Source organism: Melghirimyces algeriensis (assembly GCF_900182565.1).
GTDB lineage: Bacteria > Bacillota > Bacilli > Thermoactinomycetales > DSM-45169 > Melghirimyces > Melghirimyces algeriensis.
The window spans coordinates 216,002-238,220 of sequence record NZ_FXTI01000002.1 but is presented as its reverse complement, the minus strand read 5'-3'; the positions used below and the strand labels follow the sequence as shown (position 1 = coordinate 238,220).

Annotated in this window: 22 protein-coding genes; 15 read left to right on the top strand and 7 right to left on the bottom strand. The window is 48.2% G+C overall.

Annotated features, from left to right (window positions below; genetic code table 11):
- Positions 1-26: 26 nt before the first annotated feature.
- The 6 genes from bioC to FN782_RS04165 all read right to left on the bottom strand — a co-directional run bounded on the left by bioC (position 27) and on the right by FN782_RS04165 (position 5,209).
- Positions 27-833: a malonyl-ACP O-methyltransferase BioC gene (gene bioC, locus FN782_RS04190; RefSeq protein WP_185956022.1), complete on the bottom strand. Its 807-nt coding sequence runs from the start codon at positions 831-833 to the stop codon at positions 27-29.
- Entirely contained in the window at positions 823-1,554 is a 732-nt protein-coding gene (locus FN782_RS04185; RefSeq protein ID WP_142504521.1) for an alpha/beta fold hydrolase, read from the bottom strand. Before FN782_RS04185 ends, bioC begins: the two co-directional genes overlap by 11 nt.
- Positions 1,555-2,736, bottom strand: coding sequence for an 8-amino-7-oxononanoate synthase (bioF, locus tag FN782_RS04180; protein WP_142504520.1), 1,182 nt, complete (start codon positions 2,734-2,736; stop codon positions 1,555-1,557). It lies immediately after the preceding gene.
- Positions 2,699-3,460, bottom strand: coding sequence for a dethiobiotin synthase (gene bioD, locus FN782_RS04175; RefSeq protein ID WP_142504519.1), 762 nt, complete (start codon positions 3,458-3,460; stop codon positions 2,699-2,701). The genes bioF and bioD overlap by 38 nt, the downstream gene beginning before the upstream one ends.
- Complete coding sequence (gene bioA, locus FN782_RS04170) at positions 3,457-4,785, bottom strand: adenosylmethionine--8-amino-7-oxononanoate transaminase (protein WP_142504762.1); 1,329 nt, start codon at positions 4,783-4,785, stop codon at positions 3,457-3,459. Before bioA ends, bioD begins: the two co-directional genes overlap by 4 nt.
- A gap of 196 nt (positions 4,786-4,981) precedes the next feature.
- Positions 4,982-5,209: a DUF2626 family protein gene (locus FN782_RS04165; protein WP_142504518.1), complete on the bottom strand. Its 228-nt coding sequence runs from the start codon at positions 5,207-5,209 to the stop codon at positions 4,982-4,984.
- A 262-nt stretch (positions 5,210-5,471) separates the two neighbouring features.
- Between FN782_RS04165 and FN782_RS04160 the strand changes: the two genes are divergently transcribed.
- Complete coding sequence (locus FN782_RS04160; RefSeq protein ID WP_142504517.1) at positions 5,472-6,233, top strand: enoyl-CoA hydratase/isomerase family protein; 762 nt, start codon at positions 5,472-5,474, stop codon at positions 6,231-6,233.
- Between the two features lie 164 nt (positions 6,234-6,397).
- On the top strand, positions 6,398-7,015 hold the full coding sequence (locus FN782_RS04155) for an RsfA family transcriptional regulator (RefSeq protein ID WP_142504516.1): 618 nt from the start codon (positions 6,398-6,400) through the stop codon (positions 7,013-7,015).
- 58 nt (positions 7,016-7,073) lie between these two features.
- Here the strand turns inward: FN782_RS04155 and FN782_RS04150 are convergent, their stop codons facing one another.
- Complete coding sequence (locus tag FN782_RS04150; RefSeq protein ID WP_142504515.1) at positions 7,074-7,544, bottom strand: N-acetyltransferase; 471 nt, start codon at positions 7,542-7,544, stop codon at positions 7,074-7,076.
- Between the two features lie 277 nt (positions 7,545-7,821).
- Between FN782_RS04150 and FN782_RS04145 the strand changes: the two genes are divergently transcribed.
- From FN782_RS04145 to FN782_RS04085, 13 genes are all read left to right on the top strand, one after another.
- A complete protein-coding gene (locus FN782_RS04145) occupies positions 7,822-9,165 on the top strand; it encodes an acetyl-CoA carboxylase biotin carboxylase subunit (protein WP_142504761.1) in 1,344 nt (447 codons plus the stop codon).
- A gap of 5 nt (positions 9,166-9,170) precedes the next feature.
- The gene (locus FN782_RS04140; protein ID WP_142504514.1) at positions 9,171-9,386 is read left to right on the top strand and encodes an acetyl-CoA carboxylase biotin carboxyl carrier protein subunit; all 216 of its coding nucleotides are present in this window, start codon (positions 9,171-9,173) and stop codon (positions 9,384-9,386) included.
- A gap of 33 nt (positions 9,387-9,419) precedes the next feature.
- Positions 9,420-10,331: a hydroxymethylglutaryl-CoA lyase gene (locus FN782_RS04135; RefSeq protein ID WP_142504513.1), complete on the top strand. Its 912-nt coding sequence runs from the start codon at positions 9,420-9,422 to the stop codon at positions 10,329-10,331.
- The gene (locus FN782_RS04130) at positions 10,328-11,104 is read left to right on the top strand and encodes an enoyl-CoA hydratase (protein ID WP_246064835.1); all 777 of its coding nucleotides are present in this window, start codon (positions 10,328-10,330) and stop codon (positions 11,102-11,104) included. Before FN782_RS04135 ends, FN782_RS04130 begins: the two co-directional genes overlap by 4 nt.
- A gap of 22 nt (positions 11,105-11,126) precedes the next feature.
- On the top strand, positions 11,127-12,662 hold the full coding sequence (locus FN782_RS04125) for an acyl-CoA carboxylase subunit beta (protein WP_142504511.1): 1,536 nt from the start codon (positions 11,127-11,129) through the stop codon (positions 12,660-12,662).
- A 69-nt stretch (positions 12,663-12,731) separates the two neighbouring features.
- The gene (locus FN782_RS04120) at positions 12,732-13,760 is read left to right on the top strand and encodes a ketopantoate reductase family protein (RefSeq protein WP_142504510.1); all 1,029 of its coding nucleotides are present in this window, start codon (positions 12,732-12,734) and stop codon (positions 13,758-13,760) included.
- Positions 13,721-15,118 carry an MFS transporter gene (locus FN782_RS04115; protein ID WP_142504509.1) on the top strand — a complete coding sequence of 466 codons (1,398 nt, stop codon included), beginning with the start codon at positions 13,721-13,723 and terminating at the stop codon, positions 15,116-15,118. The genes FN782_RS04120 and FN782_RS04115 overlap by 40 nt, the downstream gene beginning before the upstream one ends.
- Before the next feature lie 68 nt (positions 15,119-15,186).
- Positions 15,187-16,815, top strand: a complete 1,629-nt coding sequence (gene bshC, locus FN782_RS04110) for a bacillithiol biosynthesis cysteine-adding enzyme BshC (RefSeq protein ID WP_142504508.1) — start codon at positions 15,187-15,189, stop codon at positions 16,813-16,815.
- 47 nt (positions 16,816-16,862) lie between these two features.
- Positions 16,863-18,122 carry an adenosylhomocysteinase gene (locus tag FN782_RS04105; RefSeq protein WP_142504507.1) on the top strand — a complete coding sequence of 420 codons (1,260 nt, stop codon included), beginning with the start codon at positions 16,863-16,865 and terminating at the stop codon, positions 18,120-18,122.
- 142 nt (positions 18,123-18,264) lie between these two features.
- Positions 18,265-18,702 (top strand): division/cell wall cluster transcriptional repressor MraZ, encoded by a 438-nt coding sequence (gene mraZ, locus FN782_RS04100; RefSeq protein ID WP_142504506.1) that lies wholly within the window; start codon positions 18,265-18,267, stop codon positions 18,700-18,702.
- Between the two features lie 27 nt (positions 18,703-18,729).
- Positions 18,730-19,677, top strand: coding sequence for a 16S rRNA (cytosine(1402)-N(4))-methyltransferase RsmH (gene rsmH / locus FN782_RS04095; RefSeq protein WP_142504505.1), 948 nt, complete (start codon positions 18,730-18,732; stop codon positions 19,675-19,677).
- A 1-nt stretch (position 19,678) separates the two neighbouring features.
- Positions 19,679-20,080: a cell division protein FtsL gene (gene ftsL2, locus FN782_RS04090; RefSeq protein WP_142504504.1), complete on the top strand. Its 402-nt coding sequence runs from the start codon at positions 19,679-19,681 to the stop codon at positions 20,078-20,080.
- A gap of 9 nt (positions 20,081-20,089) precedes the next feature.
- Positions 20,090-22,219 (top strand): penicillin-binding transpeptidase domain-containing protein, encoded by a 2,130-nt coding sequence (locus FN782_RS04085; protein ID WP_142504503.1) that lies wholly within the window; start codon positions 20,090-20,092, stop codon positions 22,217-22,219.

The following is a 22,219-nucleotide window of genomic DNA, read 5'->3' as shown; positions in this document are numbered from 1 at the left end:
CATCCCACGATTAATACCGCCGGCTTTCAGACAGCCGTTCCTGTAAACCACAGGGCGGAAAATGTTGCAGGGACTCCCTTTTCTGAGATAAATCGCTGATCATATCTGTTCAGGACTTCTGCGAGTAAGCGACTGGCGGCGATGGGTGAACGGCGAGAAGAGCTGTGAGTGGCACCCATATGGCGAATGGAAGCCAGAAAGTGGCGACTGTCACGATAAAGCGGTCGATACTGTTTTTGTTTGGATTGAACATCATAAAGGAACGCTTGCCCAAGGATCTCTTTCCACTCGGTTTCCGTTCGCAAAGGGAGGCCATGGTTTTCTGTGCTCCATCCCCACTCGGTTTCCACTTCTCGAAACAAATGATAAAGCTCCATAAAGGTTTGTGGACCAAAAGTGGAAAAAGTGAGACGACCATGGAAGGAGAGGGATTGGACAAGACGTTTCAAGGTATCCTGGGGATTGGAAAACCACTGAACGGTTGCATTGGAAACAATCAGATCAAACGGGCCTTTCTGTGACCAATCCACTGTTTCTGCGTCCGCTTTACAGAAGGTGACACCGTCTCGATCCCCGTGGGCCTTCCGGGCAGCTAGAACCATTTCGGCAGAGAGATCCACCGCCATGATGTCTGCTTCTGGAAACGCATCAAGCAATAGACCGGTCAAATATCCCGTACCACACCCGATTTCCAGTATACGGCTGACGTGGGATCGATTATCGGTTCCCCAAGATACCAACTCATCTGCCATCGCTCGTTGCACATCAGCATACTGATCATACGTGTTGACAGCCCGGCTGAAACGTTGCGATACATGTGCTTTATTGATCATCATTCATCACTCGCTGTATCAACCAAGAACAAAAAGAATCCGTTTGTGTCCAAAAAGGGAGATGGCCCGCCTGTGGAAGTGGAGTCCAATCCGCTTTTGGGATGCGTTTAGCCAACCACTCACCTGCTTGGGGAGGACAAATGACATCCGCTTCCCCGGTAAGCAAGTAAGTATCTGTTTCCAAGGTGATTCCTTGTGCAAACCAATTGAAATTCCTGAGGTAACGAAGACTTCCGCTGAGATCAGCAGGTGACAGATGCGTGACAGAGCGCAACTGACGCCATTGATCGCTCCATCCTGTCGCCTGTTCAGCTGGAGAAAACAGTTGGCGGTCAAAGTCGGCGAGCACCTCATCGGGGTGGGTTTGCAGGCGTCGTTCCATCCGTTTCAGTATTCGTGCATCCCACCCGTGGGGGTAAGTAGTGTCCCGTACAAACTGACCGGTTCCGCCAATCAAATACAAAGCACGAATCCACTTGGGAAACTGGGAAGCCAATTCGAGGGCAACCATGGCTCCCAACGACCATCCCACAAGATGAACCGGTTTTGGCGATGAAAGCAGTGCTTTTTTTGCTCTGCTTTGGACCGATTTAGGATGGTGGCAACCGTTGAAATCGACCCGCTGATGCGTGGCGTCCGGAAATCGACGGAGGACAGGGTCCCATACCCGCGGATGAGCCGACCAACCGGTTAACCACACAAAATGCCAATCTCTGTGCATCTAAATGACCCCCAATGTGCGACCCATGTCTATAATCTTTATACAGGCTTCTTCCACTTGTGCATCGGAATGGCTGGCCATCAGAGTAAAACGAAGTCGTGCTTTTCCATCCGGAACGGTGGGTGGACGAATGGCGACAGACAAAATCCCTTGCTCAGCCAAGCGTTGACTGTAGCGAAGAGCCAACTGATCTTTCCCCACGATCAACGGGATAATCGGAGTGTTGGAATGACCGGTATCCAAACCGGCTTGTTGCAATCGCAAACGAAACCGGTTACTCAATGAAAGAACATGTTTTCTGAGAGAGTCACTCTGTTTCACCTCATTCAGTGATGCATGAATCCCCCCGATCAGGGCGGGAGGCAAATGAGTGGTGTAGATCAGACTGCGACTTTTGTTTTCCAGATACCGCATCCACGTATGCTGTCCAGCGATGTAAGCGCCATAGACACCAAAGGCTTTACTGAAAGTTCCCATGTGTACATCCACTTCTTCGGCCACACCGTGATGGTGGGCTGTTCCTTTTCCCTGAGGGCCCAACACACCTCCTCCATGGGCATCATCGATGATGAGGGCGGCTCCGTACTGCTTTTTCAGCGTTACCAGATCACGCAGGGGAGCTTGATCACCATCCATACTGAACACCGCATCGGTAACAATTAACCGTTGTGTTTCCCCCCTGGAAGCCGACTTCTTCAACAGATGTTCCAGATGATTCATATCGTTATGCTTGTAACGGTAAGAACGGGCTCCACTTAAGCGGATTCCATCCACAATGCTGGCATGGTTGAGACGATCGCTGAAAACGGTGGAACCGCGATGAAGAAGTGCGGACAGGGTTCCGATGTTTGCTGCATAGCCACTTGGAAACAAAAGTGCGCTTTCCGTTCCTTTATAGAGAGCCATCTCTTTTTCCAGGGATTGTGTTTCCTCTGTGTAACCGATGACCAGGCGTGAGGCAGTCGCGCCGGCTCCATGTAGCGCACCCTGTCGTTCCCCCTCGATAATGGCAGGATGACCGGCCAGACCCAAATAATTGTTGGAAGCGAAGTTTAACAACCGCTTTCCATCACATTCCACCACGGGTTGGCTCGCGGATCGGATGGGAACAGAATTTCTTTCTCTACCCTGTTGACGTACCTCATCAAGACGATGTTGGATCACTTGTTCCCAGGTGATCATGAGCGATTTCCTCCTTTCTGTTCCAAAGATGGAGAATCGGAGTCAGGTTCAGATGGCTTAATATTGTCTCTTCCAACTCTTTGGGCGACCATGTGTCACCCAGCCAGGGAATAGTACCCAATACAGGGACATCCGCAACCTCTTCAATCAATTGGGCATTATAGGGAAGATCCGGGGATGGATCTTCCGGTTTGCTTCCATTGATCACCACTCCCGTTACAGATAATCCCCGCTGGCGAATTGCCGCTACGGTCAGAGCGGTATGATTGACGGTGCCCAGCCCAGGGCGGGCAACGACAAGTGTTGGCCAGCCGATCGCCGCAGCAAAGTCGGCTATCGTCCAACCATTGCCTATGGGTACCAACCAACCACCTGCTCCTTCAATCAACAATCCATCATTGATTTGTACCATCATATGGATTTCTTGCAACAGCCAATCTATATCCACTGATTCCCCTGCAAGATACGCGGCCAGTCCAGGAGCAACCGGAAGCGACCAACTATAGGGAACGATCCGATCAATGGGGGTTTGACTTTCCGTCCAGTTCTTCAGGCGCATTCCATCCCCTTCGGGATCGGTTCGCAGGTGACCGCTTTGCATCGGCTTCATCACCCCGATCCGAAAGCCTTTTTTCCGAAGAGATCGCACCAATCCGGCAGTTACCACCGTTTTGCCCACTCCGGTATCCGTTGCAGTTACAAATAAACCGTTACCCGGAATCATGATTGGGTCACTTCTTGTATGGCCTGATGAAGGATATGGACCATTTCTGTCAATTCTTCGCGTGTGGCGACCAAGGGGGGTAAAAAGGTGATCACATGACCCAATGGACGGGTAATCATTCCCAGTTCGCGCGCTCGTTTGCAAACTTTTGCACCAATGGCGGCTTTATAGGGGTATAGGGACTTCTTCGTTTTGTCTTGCACCAGCTCGATTCCGATCATCAATCCACACTGGCGCACTTCACCCACATGGGTCAGTTTGGCGGTTGATTGAAGTAAATCGGCTACATGGGGAGTCATTTTCCTTACATGATCCACACGGTTTTCTTTTTCATAGAGATCCAGACTTGCCAATGCCACGGCACACCCCAATTGATTTCCGGTATAGGAGTGACCATGAAAAAAGGTTTTAGCGGTTTCGTGGTCATCATAAAATGCGGAATAGATCTCATCAGTAGCCAGGGTTGCTGCCACAGGTAAATATCCACCGGTCAGCTTTTTCCCCAGACACAACAGATCCGGTTTCACGTCCTCATGTTCGCAGGCAAACATTTTGCCGGTGCGTCCAAAACCGGTTGCCACTTCATCCGCAATCAGAAGGGTTTGGTATTTCCGGCAAAGCTTTTCTACTTCTTTCAGGTAGCCGGGTGGCATCATAATTAATCCCGCAGCCCCCTGTACCAGGGGTTCCACCACCACGGCGGCAATGGTTTCCCCTTTTTCCGCCAGACATTGTTCCAATTCCTGCAAGCAAGCGGAACGGCAATCCTCCTCACTGCCTAGATAACGATAGGAATAGGGATAAGGAACTTTTTCTGTGGGAAAGAGCATGCGATCAAAAGCAGAATGAAAGAGGTCAATTCCTCCAATACTTACAGCTCCCACGGTATCTCCATGATAGGCATTCGTCATACTGATAAATTGATTTCGCTGGGGTTGCCCCCTATGTTTCCAATAGAGGTAAGCCATTTTGATGGCCACTTCCACGGCGGTAGCCCCGCTATCAGAATAGAAAACCTTTTCCAACCCTTCCGGGGTAATTTGAACCAAGCGTTCCGCCAAGAGCAGCGCAGGCACATTGGCAGACCCCAGCAAGGTGGAGTGAGCCACTTTTTCCAATTGTTCTGTAATCGCCTGATTTAATTCTCGTCGGTTGTGTCCATGAGGGTTTAACCATACAGAGGCGTTTCCATCATAGTAGGAACGTCCTTCGACATCAAACAATTTCACCCCGTCAGCCCGTTCAATGATGGGGGGATGATCCGCGAGATACTCTTTCATTTGGGTAAAGGGGTTCCACAGATAGCGTCGATTTTTCTCCAACATTTCCTCATATGTAAATGACAAGAAGAATTCCTCCCCTTTTATTTGTCAACATAATTAATATAAAGGTTTACATTTGGACTATACCATGGTTGGAAAGAAGCGTCCAGAGAGAAAGGGATTCTCAAAGCAATAAAAAAACTTGCCGACAGGGTCGACAAGTTATAAGCTCCTGACAGAGGAGCTGTTTCCATATCCTTTAACCGACATGGAAGAAGGACCAGTATACGATCCCGGTGAAAGCCAAAACCATATACCCTCCAAAGAGAAGCATATAAGTGCGTTCGGTATATTTTAAATAACCGAGGACAAAAAAGATGGCGGCTTGAAAATAGAACAAAAGTGCTAAAATGTTCATATGGCCAGCCATGAACATCAGACCGATGACCAGGAGCCAAAATCCCAACACGCGAAACATCCGGTCCATTGGTTGCTCACTCCTTTAGTCTGCATAATCGACGTTTTATGTACGGATTCCACCGACAAATGAAACAAGTGGTATCCGCTCCGTTCGTCGTCATACCTTGCAATCATCACTCATTATACCCGCCCGCGAAAAAGGGATCAAGGTATGTATAGTTTGTGTCAAGAAACAGACAGGAATTCATAGGGGGACGTGTCTGGTCAATCCACTTTGAGCAAATCAACGCGGTTTATGGTGAAATGCTCGTAATCAAGGAGGATCAAGGATGAAAACACTGTTAACAGAAGAAAAGAATGGAGTGGGATGGGTTTTTTTTAACCGTCCGGAAAGACGAAATGCTGTCAATTTTCAAATGATGGAGGAAATGGAAACCACTATTAACCGATGGCAGGAAGAGAGTAGCATTAAAGTGCTGGTGTTTACGGGAGATGAACAAACCTTTGTATCCGGAGGAGATTTAGCCGAGTTTCATCAATTAAGAACGGAGCAGGAGATTTATCCTGTCATGTTTCGCATGGGTCAATTGCTGAAATCGATCCGACATTTTGGGAAGCCTACAGTGGCTGCAGTTAGGGGAATCGCTTTGGGAGGAGGATGTGAGCTGGCCGCTTCCTGTGACTTCAGGGTGGCATCCGAGCGGGCGCGTTTTGGTTTTATCCAGTCCCGGTTGGGAATCACCACCGGCTGGGGGGGTGGTTCACGACTGTTGGAACAGCTTCCGAGGAGCAAGGCTCTGTATCTTCTCTTAAGCGGGGAACATGTAGACGCAGATCAGCTCTTTCAATGGGGATGGATTTATCAATTGTTTTCTGAAGCACACTTTCTTGATTCCGTTCAGTCCTTTGCTGAATCCATTTCACAAGCTCCTGTGGAAGTGTTGAAAGCCTATATGGATATTGCAGATCACCGAAAAAAAGAAGAGTCCAATGAAGCCTTGGAAGCCCGTCATTGCGCCCAGCTATGGGAAACAGAGGAGCACAGGCGTGCAGTAAACGAATTTTTCAGCCGGTCTTCCAAAACGAAGTAACCTTCCCGTCCATCGATCGGAAAACGTTGTGTATAGGAAACCAGTCTTTCGGTTATAAAAAATACTAGTTACATATACTACGAATTATATCAAAGGCATACAGATAGAACAGGTTGCAATATGTTTTGGAATCGGTGGACCAAGGATTGGAGGGTTTTCAGTTTATGGGAGTCAAAAGACAGGATGCATGGACACCTGACGATGATCTGGTATTGGCTGAAGTGACATTGCGTCAGATTCGGGAAGGCGGTACCCAGCTGGAGGCTTTTGAAGAGGTGGCTGAAAAGTTGGGACGAACGCCGGCCGCATGTGGCTTTCGATGGAACAGTCTGGTGCGGAAAAGATATGAGGAAGCGATCCATATTGCGAAAAGCCAACGTCAGAAAAATAAACAGGAAAAGAGATGGAATACAAGAAATCGGATAAGAGAAGAATTAAATTTGAAAGAACACCAGACAACCTCTTTGGATGCCATTATTCGTTTTTTACGTCAACATAAAGCGGAAGTGGCAGAGATGCAGAAAAAGCAGGCCGATCTGGAATACGAAATTAACCGTCAGGAAGAGAAGATCCGCAAATTGACGGAGGAAAATGAGGAATTGAAAGGGTATCTTAATAATGTGCAGACAGATTACAGGGCAGTGAATGATGATTACAAAGCGTTGATTCAAATTATGGATCGGGCTCGTAAGCTGGCGATCCTGGATGATGAAGAAAATGACAATGCCCAGACCGAATTTCGCATGGAATCGAGTGAAAATCTTGAACGGATGGATAAATGACAAAAGAGAAACCCGTTTCTGATCAATGAAATGGGTTTCTCTTCGTTAGGTTATTCCGCTATTGTAGCTGAACTCCTGGTGGAAGCCATACAAAGGGATTCTCCCCGCGGTCACGTACAGGATCATAATTGACCGGCTGAAATCCCATCTTCAGCCAAAAATCATTGGATCGACAACGGGCGTTGGTCTTGATGGGCAAGCCAAAGCTTTTGGCGTGGTTAACCAAAGCTGTTCCATAATCCTGTTCCCGGTATTGGGGGAGCACTTCAAGTTTCCACAATTCATAATAGTCCTGGGCCGGTTTAAAGTAGCGGTCATATTTTGCATCGATCCGGTACAGACTGATGCGGGCGATGAGCTGTCCGTCCAGATAGATCCCATAGAAAGGGGAGTTGCTGTCATTTTCAATAATATTTGATTGAAGATCTTCCAGCATCGAGAGTTCTTGCAAACCATATTCACGAAACTTTTGAAACTCTTCCAAGGTTTTATAGTTGATTTTTAACCGCTCAACTTTCGGAGTCTTCATCATGTCACTCTCCTTTCCGTCCCTTCCCTTTCCGCTGTTCACTTTTATTATACATGATTCCTCCGAAACTTGCCTATATCCTTCAAAAAACGGAGTCATTGGGTAAATTTCCTTGACTGGAGCAGGACTCTTTCTAGAATTTGTCGAATATCCCCCATGGATCTCATTTGTATTTTTCTAAAGAAACATGGGTGGAGAGATCCAAGTTGGGAATATGAATCCGAAAGATTCGAATCATGGAAATGATTTTGAAGGTTATGAGAGGTGGAGCATGAACATCAAAAAGTTATTAATTGCCAACCGGGGAGAAATTGCTTGCCGGATTATTCGGACGTGTCGAGAGCTAGGGATACAGACCGTCGCTGTTTACTCTGAGGCGGATCAGGATCTTCCTTTTGTTCGGGAGGCTGATGAAGCGGTATGGATCGGACCGGCTCCGGTAGCTCAAAGTTACCTCAATATGGAGGCTATCCTGGAAGCGGCCAAAAAAACGGGAGCGGATGCTGTTCACCCCGGCTACGGACTGCTGTCCGAAAATGGGGAGTTTGCCCGGAAAGTGGAGAAGACCGGTTTGACGTTCGTTGGTCCACCGGCGAATGTGATTACACAAATGGGGGATAAAGTGACTGCCCGCCAGAGGATGATGGAGGCCGGGGTGCCTGTTATTCCCGGCACCGAGGGAGTTCAGCACCTGGAAGAGGCCATTCAGCATGCAAAAGAGATCGGCTGGCCGGTGATGTTAAAGGCGAGTGCCGGTGGAGGCGGGATCGGAATGCAAGTGGTGAAGAGTGAGGAAGCGTTGAAACAATCTTTTGCTTCTGCGCAAGGACGGGCGCAAGCGTATTTTGGCGACTCCACATTATATATGGAGCGGTTTGTGGAATCGCCGAGACATGTGGAAGTTCAGATTATTGCTGATGGAAAGGGTAAGACGCTACACCTCTTTGAAAGAGAATGTTCGATACAGCGAAGAAACCAGAAGGTCCTGGAGGAAAGTCCATCCCCTTCCATCCGTCAGGAAACCAGGGAAGCGCTTTATCGGGCAGCGGTGAAAGCAGCGGAGGCAGTTGGCTATGTCGGTGCAGGTACCGTCGAATTTCTTGTGGATGCCAATGAACGCTTTTATTTTTTAGAGATGAACACCCGTCTGCAAGTGGAGCATCCTGTTACGGAAATGGTAACCAGTTTGGATCTGGTTGCTCTTCAATTGGAGGTGGCAGAAGGGAAAGCGCTTTCTTTTGATCAGAGTGACGTTCGTTCCATGGGTCATGCCATGGAATATCGGATTTATGCGGAAGATCCGGAACGTTTTTTGCCTTCACCAGGAACACTGGAGGTCTTTCATCCCCCGCAAGGGGAAGGAATTCGGGTGGATGCCGGAGTGGAAACAGGTTCCAAAGTGACTCCCTATTACGACCCGATGATTGCAAAATGCGTGGTTTATGCTGAAACCCGCGAGGAAACAATCATCCGGAGCAAAAAAGCATTGGATGCTTTTGCAATATCCGGGATTAAGTCCAATGTGCCATTGCTGAAAAAAATTCTGGATCAGCCGGAATTTATCCAGGGGCAATATAACACACTGCTCCTTTCAAAACCACTCCAATCCAACAAGAGGTGAACATTATGAAAGTGATCTGTTCGACGATGACGGGAACGGTACTGCAAGTTTTGGTATCCGAGGGAGACCGGGTTGAATCCGGACAGGATGTGGTAGTGCTGGAGTCGATGAAGATGGAAGTACCTGTACAGGCAGAGACCGCTGGCACAGTTTCAGCAGTAAAAGCGGAGGTTGGCGGTTTTGTCAATGAAGGAGATATCCTGTTTGAATTGAATGGGTGATGGAACGATTTGTATGGAAAGAAGGGAAGCCATGTGCCAGAAGTCACCTTGGTGGAAGTAGGTCTGAGAGACGGATTGCAAAATGAATCTAGGATTCTTTCCACTTCTGTTAAAGGACAATTGGCCGGTTTGCTGATGGATGCCGGGGTGAAAGAGCTGGAGGTAACCTCCTTTGTTCATCCTCGTTGGGTTCCCCAACTCGCGGATGCTACGGAGCTGATTCGAACCCTGCCTGATCGGACGGATGTGCGCTATCGTGCACTGGTTCCCAATCAAAAAGGGCTGGAACGGGCTTTGCAAACAAATGTTGATGAGTTTGCCGTTTTTATGTCTGCCAGTGAAACACACAATCAAAAAAATATAAACAAAGGAATTGATGAAACATTTCCCGTTTTGCAGGAAGTGATCCAAGAAGTTCAAAATCAGGGTAAGCGTGTGCGAGGATACGTATCCACAGTGTTTGGTTGTCCATATGAGGGGGAAGTGCCCTTGTCCAACACGGCAAGAATCTGCAACCGTCTCCTGGAGATGGGGGTCTATGAGCTTTCCCTAGGAGATACCATTGGAGTGGCCGTGCCCAATCAAGTCAAAGAAAAACTGAAAGCCCTTACACAAGAGATTCCAGCGGAACGGCTGGCAGGGCACTTTCATGATACGCGGGGAACGGCTCTTGCCAATGCCTATGTTTCCCTGGAATTGGGCATCACCACTTTGGACAGTGCCTTTGGCGGTTTGGGAGGATGTCCCTATGCTCCCGGAGCTGCGGGTAATGTGGCTACAGAGGATTTGGTCTATATGCTTGAGAGGATGGGGGTTTCCACAGGGATCGATTTAAAGAAGTTGTGCCAGGCGGGATGGCTGGCGGAAGAACAATTGGGAAAACAATTGCCGTCCAAAGTCCTGCAAAGTGTAGCCGCTGCCGAAAAAAAGGAGGAGAGTCCGTGAGTTTGATTGAATGGGAACGCAAGGAAGGAATTTCCATACTGACGCTAAATCGGCCGGATGTGCATAATGCTCTGAGTCTCCCTTCCCTGGAGGAGCTTTCACGGGTTGTGGAGGAACTGCGTCACTCAAAGGCTACACGGGTGGTTGTGGTTACCGGTTCCGGGGAGAAAGCATTTTGTGCAGGGGCGGATTTGAAGGAGCGAAGGGGATTTACAGAAGGACAGGTGCGCCGTTATGTTTATACGATTCGGGAAACCTTTCATGCACTTTCCCGTCTGCCCCAGCCGGTGATTGCTGCAATAAATGGAGTCGCTCTTGGGGGAGGCATGGAATTGGCTCTCGCCTGCGATCTGCGAATCGCGGATGAACATGCCGTTTTTGGGCTGACAGAAACCTCTCTGGGAATTATCCCCGGAGCAGGGGGAACGCAACGGCTCGTTCGGCTGGTTGGAAATGCGCGGGCCAAAGAGCTGATCTTTATGGCCCGACGCATTACAGCGGAAGAGGCCTATAGAATAGGATTATTAAATCGGGTGGTCAGTGGGGGAACCGTGTTAACTGCTGCGATGGAAATGGCCGAACAAATCAATAAAAATGCCCCCCTGGCTCTTGCTCAGGCAAAGTATGCGATCGATTTTGGCTCTGAAACGGACTTGGACACCGGTCTGGCCATCGAAACCAAAGCTTACGAGGTTTTAATTCCCACCAAAGACCGTCTGGAAGGTCTTCAGGCTTTTAAAGAAAAAAGAAAACCGATTTATTTGGGTGAATAGGGTACGGGAGGGAGAAAAACCGATGCACGAGACAAAGATTCAGGAAATGAAGAAGAAGGTGCAACAAATACAAAAAGGGGGTGCCCCCAAGTATCATGAAAAGCTGAGCGAGCAGAACAAGCTGTTTGTCCGAAAACGGTTGGAATTATTGTTGGATGATGACTTTCAACTGGAAGACGGTCTGTTTGCCAATCACTTGGAAGAAGGCCTTTCAGCAGATGGTGTAGTGACCATGATGGGAAAAATTCATGGGCAGACGGTTTGTATCATGGCGAATGATTCAACCGTGAAAGCAGGATCTTGGGGAGCCCGTACGGTGGAAAAAATCATTCGTATCCAGGAAACAGCAGAAAAGCTGCGTGTCCCTATGATCTACTTGGTGGATTCCGCAGGAGCAAGGATTACGGATCAGGTTGAAATGTTTCCCGGACGAAGAGGGGCGGGTCGGATTTTTTACAACCAAGTGAAACTCTCCGGTGTCATTCCCCAGTTGTGCGTCCTGTTTGGTCCTTCTGCGGCAGGTGGAGCCTATATCCCTGCATTTTGCGATACAGTGATCATGGTGGATAAGAATGCCAGCATGTATCTGGGATCTCCTCGAATGGCTGAAATGGTGATTGGAGAAAAAGTTTCTCTGGAAGAGATGGGAGGAGCCCGGATGCATTGTTCTATCAGCGGATGCGGGGATGTCCTTGCTGATGATGAGGAAGATGCCATATCATCCGCTAGACAGTACCTCAGCTATTTTCCGGCTCGCTATACGGAAAAGCCGGTTCGGATCGCTGGAACAAATCCAAACCCCGATGCGAAGAAAATTTCTGAGATCGTACCGGATCACCAGAATACTCCCTTTGACATGATGGAATTGATTGATTCTCTTGTGGATGAAGGGTCTTTCTATGAATTGAAAAAGCTCTTTGCGAAGGAGTTGATTACAGGGTTTGCCCGGATCGATGGAAGGTCGGTTGGGATTATTGCCAATCAATCCAAAGTAAAAGGGGGCGTCCTGTTTGTCAACTCTGCCGATAAGGCGGCTCGCTTCATCACACTTTGCGATGCATTTAACATTCCGCTGTTGTTTTTGGCCGATGTCCCTGGATTTATGATTGGAACGCAAACGGAAAAAGAGGGGTTAATCCGACATGGGGCCAAAATGATTGCCGCTATGTCGGAAGCAACGGTTCCCAAAATTTCTGTTGTGGTTCGGAAAGCTTATGGGGCTGGACTTTATGCGATGGCTGGACCCGCTTTTGAACCGGATTGCTGTTTGGCTCTCCCGACCGCTCAGATTGCAGTGATGGGTCCGGAAGCTGCCGTTAATGCGGTTTACAGCAATAAGATCAACCAGTTGGAAGGAGCGGAGAAAGCGAAGTTTGTACAGAAAAAACGGGAGGAGTACAAGGAAGATATTGACATCTATCGATTGGCTTCAGAGTTGATCATTGACGGAATTGTGGAGCCGGATCAGCTCAGAGAGGAGTTGATCGGACGGTTTGAAGCCTATGCTGACAAAGAGATTACGTTCAGTCAACGCAAACATCCCGTGTATCCTGTTTGAAACGGTATTCCCCTCACATACTGTGGGGGGAATCTGTTATGATACGAATGAACAGGAGGGAGATAAAAGATGCGGATTGCCGTATGGGGTGGTGGTTCCATCGGATTGCTTTGGGCAGGACGCTTGGCTGAACGGTTTCCAGAAACCATACTGTTGACGCGGACGCGTGAACAAAGGGATCAGATCCGAGCGAATGGACTGCGGGTGACGAAGCGGAATGGAAGAGAATCTCTGCATTCTGTTTACGTGGAATGGTCGGGAGATCACGGTCTTCCTGTTTTTGATGTGATTTTTCTGGCCGTGAAACAAACGGATGTAGCCAAAATCGCTTCTGAGCTGCCACGGGTATGCCATTCCTCCACGGATATCTGGCTTTGGCAAAATGGAATGGGGCAGGAAAAGCAGTTGAGGGGATATTTTCCACAAGAACATCTGTACCATGCAGTAACTACAGAAGGAGCGATGCGACGGGGGCTGTCCCATGTGGAGCACACCGGGGAAGGTGAATCCAGGATCGGACAGATCAGTGAAGGAAATGTTTCACCAATCACTGAGAAGACTCTTTCCATTTTATCGTCCAGCGAGTTATCCATTGCTTATGATTTGGATATAAAGAGGGTTTTATGGGAAAAGTTAGCCATCAACAGTGTGATTAATCCATTGACCTCTCTTTGGAACCTTTCGAACGGCGATCTGCTTGATCAGGATGGATTTAAGCCATGGATGGAGGGCATTTTGGATGAAGTTGTTCAAGTGGCTGCGTTTGAAGGCACTGCTCTTGAGCCAAGAACGTTGGTCAACAAAATCCTTGCAGTTTGCAAAAAGACAGCAGCCAACCAATCTTCCATGCTTCAGGATTTGAAACGTGGAAAAAAGACGGAAATTGACTTCATTAATGGCGCGGTAGTGGCGAAGGGGAAGCAACATGGAATTTCTACGCCCGTCAATGCGAAACTGACCCAGCTGGTTTATCGTGCAGAAGAAACGGGAATTCCGGTATCAGGGATACAGGGTTTCCATCATCTACTTACGGGGTTGAAAGTGGGAGGCGATACGGGATGTCTGACAAAAGAAGATGGACGGTGGACTCCTATGTAATCGCCATTTTTCTCAGTGCTTTGGATATAAGCATTGTATCCCCATCGTTGACAGTGATCGCCTCAGATCTCGGCTTTCCGGTGCGGGGAGTGATCTGGGTAATTGCGCTTCATCTGGCTGTGTTTGTTCTCGCCCTTCCTCTGATGGAGAGATGGGGAAATTTGTCCGGAAGGCAAAACTGGTTTGCTGTTTCCCTGAGTCTCTTTGCCTTGGGTTCTCTGACTGCGGGAGTAAGCAACAGTTGGTTGACATTGATCGGAGGTCGTGTGATACAGGCTTTGGGGGCAGGTGGTGTGGTTCCTCCTCTCTCTGTGGGTCTGCGCCGTCTGATCCATCACCGGAGACGACCGTTAGGATTGGTCATTCATGCCTTGTTCGGAGGGCTTTTTATTATCATCCCGTTTCTGTCTTCCAGTATTACCTGGCATTACGGGTGGCGTTGGATCTTTTTGGTCAATATCCCGGTTGCCGTTGTTGTTTATATTCTCAGCCATCGTTTTTCGTTGAGCGGCAGCTACAGAACACCTTCCTATCAAACAACGGGTCTCTTTTACTTTGCAGCGATTCTTTTATTGGCAATGATCGCGGTATCCCAATTAAATCCTGAAATGGGATGGCGGATGTTGGTAGATCCTCGATTTTTGCCCTTTGCTGTACTTGCTGCAGGTTTGATGATCCCTTTGATGATGGTGGAGCATCAGGCAGAATCCCCCTTTTTCAAGCCGCATTTATTGATTGATCCACATTTGATCGGTGTCCATTTTGCGGTGATGCTGGCAGGATGTACATGGGTGGCTGTGGTATTGGTTCCTGGATGGATGGTGGCTGTATTCGACCAACCTCAAGGGACTGGAGGAATTTTTCTCTCCATTGTTGCCGGTGCAGCATGGTTTACGCTTCCGATCTCTCGAAGAATTTTCTCCCGATGGGAAGTTCAGACCGGGCTGGCTTTGGGGTTTTTCTTTACGGCAGCTGCGTATTTTTCATTAACGTTGGTTCAGGACCTGGTATCCCTTGCCACAGTGCTGGTTATTCTGGGTGTCGGCTTGGGATTTACCTTATCCTCGCCAGTCCATGAACTGTTGTTTCAAACCGTTTCCATGCGTCAAATAAAAAGTGGACTGATGATGGTTGCCATGTTTCGGGCGACGGGTGGTGCCATGGCACTGGTGATCATCGGACTTTTCTTTTTTGAGCCTTCAGCTGCCGATTGGAATGCATGGGGTTTGGGCCTTCCTCCCATTTGGAAACAAGGGTTTCAGATGGGGATGTTGACAGCTGGAGGGGTGGCTGTCCTCGGTTTTATCCTTTCTCTGTTACTATCCATTCCGTTGAAAGGAAAGCAGGAACCGGAGTGAGGAAGGATTTCCCAAAGGAATCTCCTTTGATATACTAGGGAAGATGATAGAGAGAAAAGAGGTTTGGCATGAGAGTTGAAGAGATTTATATGGAGCCCGGAAATTCACTGCTTCGAGACTATTTTTATCGTTTCAAACGATTGGAACCATATTTTACCTATCATCCAGGAGATGACTCAGAATTTTTTCGAAGGGCGGAGAGGTTAGAAAAAAGGAATCATCCTGTGTCAAGAGAACAGCTGGCAGATGTGCTCAGGCAGTATCATGCAGATGAGCTGGATCATCCTGCGGTTCGTTCCAATCTTGAGCGCCTTTGTCATTCTGACAGTCTGGTTGTGGTGGGTGGTCAACAAGCCGGGATTCTGACAGGACCTTTGTACACCATTCATAAAGCAATCACGCTGATTCAATTGGCTGAGCGGGAAGAACGGCGATTAAACAGACCTGTGATCCCTGTCTTTTGGATTGCCGGGGAAGATCATGATTGGGACGAGGTGAACCACCTTCATCTGCTTTCCACTGAAGGAACGGTGGAAAAGATTACACTTCCGGTTCAGGTCCATGGGAAACCTTCCGTTTCCAACGTTTTTCCCGATCCGGATCAACTGATTCAATGGATTGAAAACGTAGGTCGGCATCTTCCGGATACCCCTTACAAAAGGGAATGGATGGACCTGTTAAAAGAACTGTCCCGCGATCGGCTGAGTCTTTCACGTCATTTTGCCCGGTTGCTTCATCATCTGTTTGGTCGCTATGGTTTGTTGATGATCGATTCTGCATTTCAACCATTGCGCAGATTGGAGACACCGTTTTTTCAATGGTTGATTGAAGAGAATGAGTCGCTAAACCGGGAAATTCTTAAACAAGCCGACCATCTAAAACAGGATGGCTATCCGGTGACGGTGGATGTTGGCTTGGACAAGGCGAACCTGTTTTTAAGCACAGATACGGATCGAAAGGCTTTGTATCGAACGGAGGACGGAACCTTTTTCACGAAGGATGGAGAGATAATCACCCACAAGGAGTTGCTGGAACGTGTTTACCGAGAGCCCAGTATACTTAGCAACAATGTGCTTACCCGTCCATTGATGCAGGAATTTCTTTTTCCCACATTGGCTACCGTATTGGGACCGGGGGAGATCGCTTATTGGGCACTTTTGAAGTCAGCCTTTTCTCTGGCGGGTATGGAGATGCCTGTCTTGTTTCCGCGAAACAGTGTGACACTGGTGGGACGAAAAGGAGAAAAGGAAATGCAGCGGTTTCAATTAACCGTGGATGATGTGCTTCACCGTTTGGAGGCGAAGAAGTGGAGCTGGCTGGAAAGGCAATACCATCTGGATGTCGATGCTGTCTTTGGGCGGGTTCGCAGTCGTATCAAGGAAATCTATCATCCGTTGATCGGTGAAATTTCCGGTGTTCGTCCCGATCTGAAAGACCTGGGGAATACCAACTGTGGGCACATCATGAAGCAGGTGAATTTTTTGGAACAGGAAACACGCAAAGCGTTGGAGAAGAGAGAAGAGGTTGAACTGCAACGCTTTGACCTGTTGGAAGCAGAAATTTGTCCTGGAGGTGCACTTCAAGAAAGGGTTCACAATATGATTCCCTGGTGGAATCTCTATGGTAAAGGTTGGGTGGACCAGTTGCTTCAAACACCTCTTGTCCAGAAGAACCATCATCGGGTTGTATACTTATGAGATTGAGTTACGTCATGGATTGAACACTGAATATGGGGTGATGTACATTGGATTCCTTCAGAGAAAGTATTGTTCGTGACAAAAATTTGGCACCGGAAGGGCGCCTTAAAATGGATTGGGCCCGTCAGCATATGCCGGTATTAAACCGGATTCGGGAAGAATTTATTGCGAAGCAACCTCTTGCCGGTCAACGGGTGGCGATTTCTCTTCATTTGGAAGCGAAAACAGCCTGTTTAGCTGAACTGTTGAAAGATGCAGGGGCTCATGTGGCGATTACGGGAAGCAACCCGCTTTCCACGAAGGATGATGTGTCAGCAGCTCTGGCTGAATCAGGTGTTACGGTTTATGCGAAATATGATCCGTCTCCGGAAGAATATAAGGAGCACTTGATGTTGACGCTGGAAACCCGTCCAGACTTAATTATCGATGATGGTGGAGATCTGGTCAGCATCCTCCATGCAGAACGTCCCGATCTTTTGGAACAGGTGAAAGGCGGTTGTGAAGAAACGACAACGGGAATTCTTCGGCTTCGTGCATTGGAAAAGAGTGGGGAACTGAAGTTTCCCATGATTGCTGTGAACGATGCGCTGTCGAAGTTTCTCTTTGATAACCGGTATGGAACCGGTCAATCTGTGTGGGACGGAATCAACAAGGCCACGAACTTGGTTGTCGCCGGAAAAACAGTGGTGGTTGTCGGTTACGGCTGGTGCGGTCGGGGCGTAGCGATGCGGGCTCAGGGATTGGGTGCCCGTGTGGTGGTAACAGAAGTGGACCCGATCAAAGCGACGGAAGCCCATATGGATGGATTTACTGTCATGCCAATGGCGGAGGCGGCAAAGGTTGCAGATATGATTGTTACCGTGACGGGGAACAAAAAAGTGATTTCCGGAGAGCATTTCCCACTGATGAAAGATAAAGTGATCCTCGCCAATGCCGGCCATTTTGATGTGGAGATTGATAAACTGGCACTGGAAGAGCAGGCAGTGGGAAAACGGCTGGTCAGAAGGGACATTACAGAGTATCAAATGGATAATGGTCGACGGATTCATTTGCTCTGTGATGGACGTTTGGTCAATCTGGTGGCTGGCGATGGGCATCCAGCAGAGATTATGGATATGACATTTGCATTGCAGGCGATGTCCTTGATCTTTGTTATGGAAAATTATCAAAAAATCGGTCCTCGTGTTTTAGATGTTCCTTATCACATCGATGAACAGGTGGCTACCTATAAACTGGATTCCCTGGGAATTCAGATTGATCGCATGACTTCCGATCAGAAGGAATACCTGAATACCTGGAAAGTTTAAGATTTATCCCTCAAAAAGAAAAATATGTAAAAATCCTGCACCCTTGGTGCAGGATTTTTATGTGTGCCTGTTGTATAATTTACAATGTGGTGGAAAGTGGAGGGAAGTGGGGAGTAAGGGGGAGTAAAGGGGGTGCGGTGGCGTGTTCATGGGGGAGTATCGTCATAGTGTCGACGATAAAGGTCGCCTGATCATCCCGTCCAAATTTCGGGAAGACTTGGGTGGAGCTTTTGTAATCACCCGTGGACTCGACCACTGCCTGTTTGTTTATCCGATGTCTGAATGGAAGCAGTTGGAACAAAAGCTGAAGTCGCTCCCATTTACCAAAGCGGACGCTCGTGCATTTACCCGTTTCTTTTTCTCAGGAGCGGCAGTTGTGGAGTTGGACAAACAAGGGCGTGTCCATCTTCCAGGTAATTTGAGGGAGTTTGCGAAGTTGGAGAAAGAATGTATTGTGATTGGTGTTTCCAACCGGGTGGAAATCTGGAGTCAAGAAGCGTGGACATCTTACTATGAACAATCCGAGGATTCGTTTAACGAGATTGCAGAAAAATTGGTAGATCTGGATTTAAATTTGTAGGCTTTGTAAAGAAAGGTTGGAAGGTTATTGTTCCGTCATGAAACGGTTATGAGACAAGAGGCCGTCGATGGCCTGAATATTCATCCCGATGGAATCTATGTGGACTGTACATTGGGAGGGGCTGGACACAGTTCACGGATTGTGGAACAGCTTGGTTCTTCAGGTGTTTTGGTGGGATTGGATCAGGATGATCGTGCCTTGAACGCAGCTTCGGAGAGATTAAAAGGATCTTCCTGTCAAGTCCATTTGATCCGATCCAATTTTTACAGATTAGGTCAGGTACTGGATCAGCTGGAGTTATCCAAAGTGGATGGTATCCTGTTTGATCTGGGTGTTTCTTCTCCACAGTTGGATGAAGGTAAACGTGGGTTCAGTTATCACCATGATGCGCCGTTGGATATGCGTATGGATACAGAGTCCGAGCTGACGGCATATCAAGTGGTAAACGATTGGTCCCGTGAGGAGATCAGCCGTATCATCTATCAGTATGGGGAAGAACGGTTTGCTCGCCGGATTGCGCAGAGAATTGTTGAGTACCGATCCGTAAAACCCATTGAAACGACTGTGGAGCTCGCCACCATCATCAAGGAGGCGATTCCGGCGCCTGCCAGGAGGAAAGGTCCCCATCCCGCGCGTCGGAGCTTTCAAGCCATCCGGATTGCTGTGAACGATGAACTAAATGTCTTTCAAAGTGCTTTAAAAGAGGCGATTGCAAGGCTCCGTCCCGGGGGACGGGTGAGTGTGATCACTTTCCATTCCTTGGAGGATCGGATTGCAAAACAGATCTATATGGAAAAGGCGAAAGGTTGTATTTGTCCATCCGATTTTCCTGTCTGCACCTGTGGAAGGAAACCGGAAATCCGCATTATAACAAAGAAACCTGTGCAACCTTCGGGAGAAGAGCTTGAGAGAAATCCACGAGCGAGATCCGCTAAGTTGCGCATTGCGGAAAAGTGCAAGGAGGGTCAAGAATAACATGAGAGAATACCGGGGAAACACTGCCATTGCATACCAACCGGAGCCTCAGCCGCGCATATTGCCAAAGAAAAAGAAACGAGTACAAAGAAAAGAGCTTCCAGCCAGAGAAAAAATATTGTATATGGTGAGCATTGTCATCTTTGTGGTTTTGGCTTCGGGGATATTGTCCCGTTATGCGGAAGTGGCGGAACTTCATATGGAACTGCAAAAGATGGAGCGACAGACCGCGCAGTTGGAAGAGGGAAACAAGCATTTGCAAAAGAAGAAAAATGAATTGAGAAGTGCCGATCGAATTCGTCAATTTGCGAGAGAAAAAGGGATGGTTATGGCTGAAAAAAGCTCCATCTCCACAAATCATAAAAAAGAGAAGAAATTCTCTTCCACAGATCATCGGGGTTGAGGTGACTCGATGAATCCGGCGACGAAAGCGAGCAAATGGAGATCACTTCTGGTAGGGCTGTTGTGTACTCTGTTTTTGTCAGCTCTGATCTTTCGATTGTTGTGGATTCAGACGATAGATGCGAAAAACCTCAGAGAACGAGCAGAAAAAACCTGGGAAGCAAAAACAGTGATCGAGCCGGTTCGGGGGAGTATCATGGACCGAAGCGGAACATTCACTCTAGCTGAAAGTGTGGAGAAATATATTATCGCAGCAGATCTCGACCAAGTGGATGATCCGCGGGAAACGGCTGAAAAGCTGGCTCCTTTATTAGATATTCCGGAACAGAAACTCCTCAAAAAGTTGACGAAAAAAACAGCAAAACAGGTGGAACTGAAGAAAAAAGGGAATTTCAAGGTTTCCCGAAAAGTTCGGGATGAAGTGCTCAAGCTGGATCTCAATGGGATCTATTCCATTAAAACGCCTGGAAGGCAGTTTGTTGAAGGGAAGTTGGCAGCCCATGTTCTGGGATTTGTCAATGTGGCGGGCAAGGCTGTGGGGGGAGTGGAGCAGACATACGACAACGAATTGCGGGGACATGAGGGGAAAATCCGCTTTAAAAAAGATGCTAGAGGAGATCAAATCCCTCAATCAGCCCAGGATTATCAGCCGCCTGAGAATGGAAAGGACCTTTTGTTGACCTTGGATGCCAACATCCAGTATTCCGTTGAAAAAATCCTGGATGAAGCGATGGTTGAACACCATGCCAAAGGGGCCACTGCCATTGTGGCTGATCCGAATACAGGTGAAATACTGGCGATGGCCAGCCGTCCTACCTTTGATCCGGCCAGATTTGATAAGACGTGGAAGCAGGGAGAAAATGATGTAAACCGGGCAGTTCAGGCCCAGTATGAGCCAGGTTCAACGTTTAAAATCATCACGTTGGCTGCGGCCATTGAAGAAAATGTATTTCATTCGGACGAGCGGTTCCAATCCGGCTCCATTCAGGTGGACAATCAAATCATTCGCGATTGGAATGACCGTGGCTGGGGAGAGATTTCTTACGCAGACGGAGTCTATTTATCCAGTAATGTGGCCTTTGTCCGTTTGAGTGAGAAATTGGGTGCCAATCGGCTGATTCGCTATATTGACCGGTTTGGATTTGGAAAAATAACAGAGCGATCGGGTCGCTCCACCGGTATTGATTTACCTGCAGAAGCCCGTGGTCTTTTCTTCGGCCATTCTCCGCTTCATCCTACAGAGTTGGCAACCACCTCATTTGGTCAGGGGATTGCGGTTACACCGATCCAGCAAGTAATGGCCGTCTCTGCCGTTGCGAATGGTGGAACATTGTATCGGCCTTATGTGATGAAGGAAATCCGTGATCCTAAGAATAAAAAGGTTTTAAAGAAGAACAAACCTTATCCGGTGCGAAAGAATGTCATTTCAAAAGAGACTGCCGGTCAGGTAAGGACCTTGCTCCGTGGTGTGGTGACCGAGGGAACAGGTAAACAGGCAGATGTGGAAGGGTACAGAGTCGCCGGTAAGACGGGGACGGCTCTTAAGCCGAAAAAAGACGGAAAAGGATATGAAACGGGGAAATATGTAGCTTCTTTCATTGGCTTTGCCCCAGCGGATGACCCGGAGTTGGTCGTCTATGTGGCAATTGATGAGCCGGGCAAATCAGGGGATGGCGGAACGGTAGCCGCACCTGCTGCGGGACGGATCATTGCAAGTTCCCTTCACCACATGGGCGTGTCCAAATCAGAGCCCGCTCAACAGGCGAAAACGCAACAAGACCGTCCTGTGGCCAAGGAATGGGTGGATCAACCGGTGGATGAAGTGAAAAAGGAGATCCTGGAAACAGGGATACAAGCCAAGGTATTGGGTAGCGGAAGGCGTGTTCTACGACAATATCCCCGTCCGGGAGAACCATTGATTACCGGTGCTACCTATCTGTTGACAGAATCTCCTCCGGCACTTGAGATGCCGGATTTGACCGGTGCTTCTTTGAGGCAAGCCTTAACCATCTGCCGGCTAATGGATTTACAGCCGCAAATCAATGGAGAAGGCTACGTTACCCAACAATCCATTTCACCGGGAGACCGAGTGATGGAACGGAAGAAAATCCGATTGAAGCTAAAGCCGAATCATGGCTGA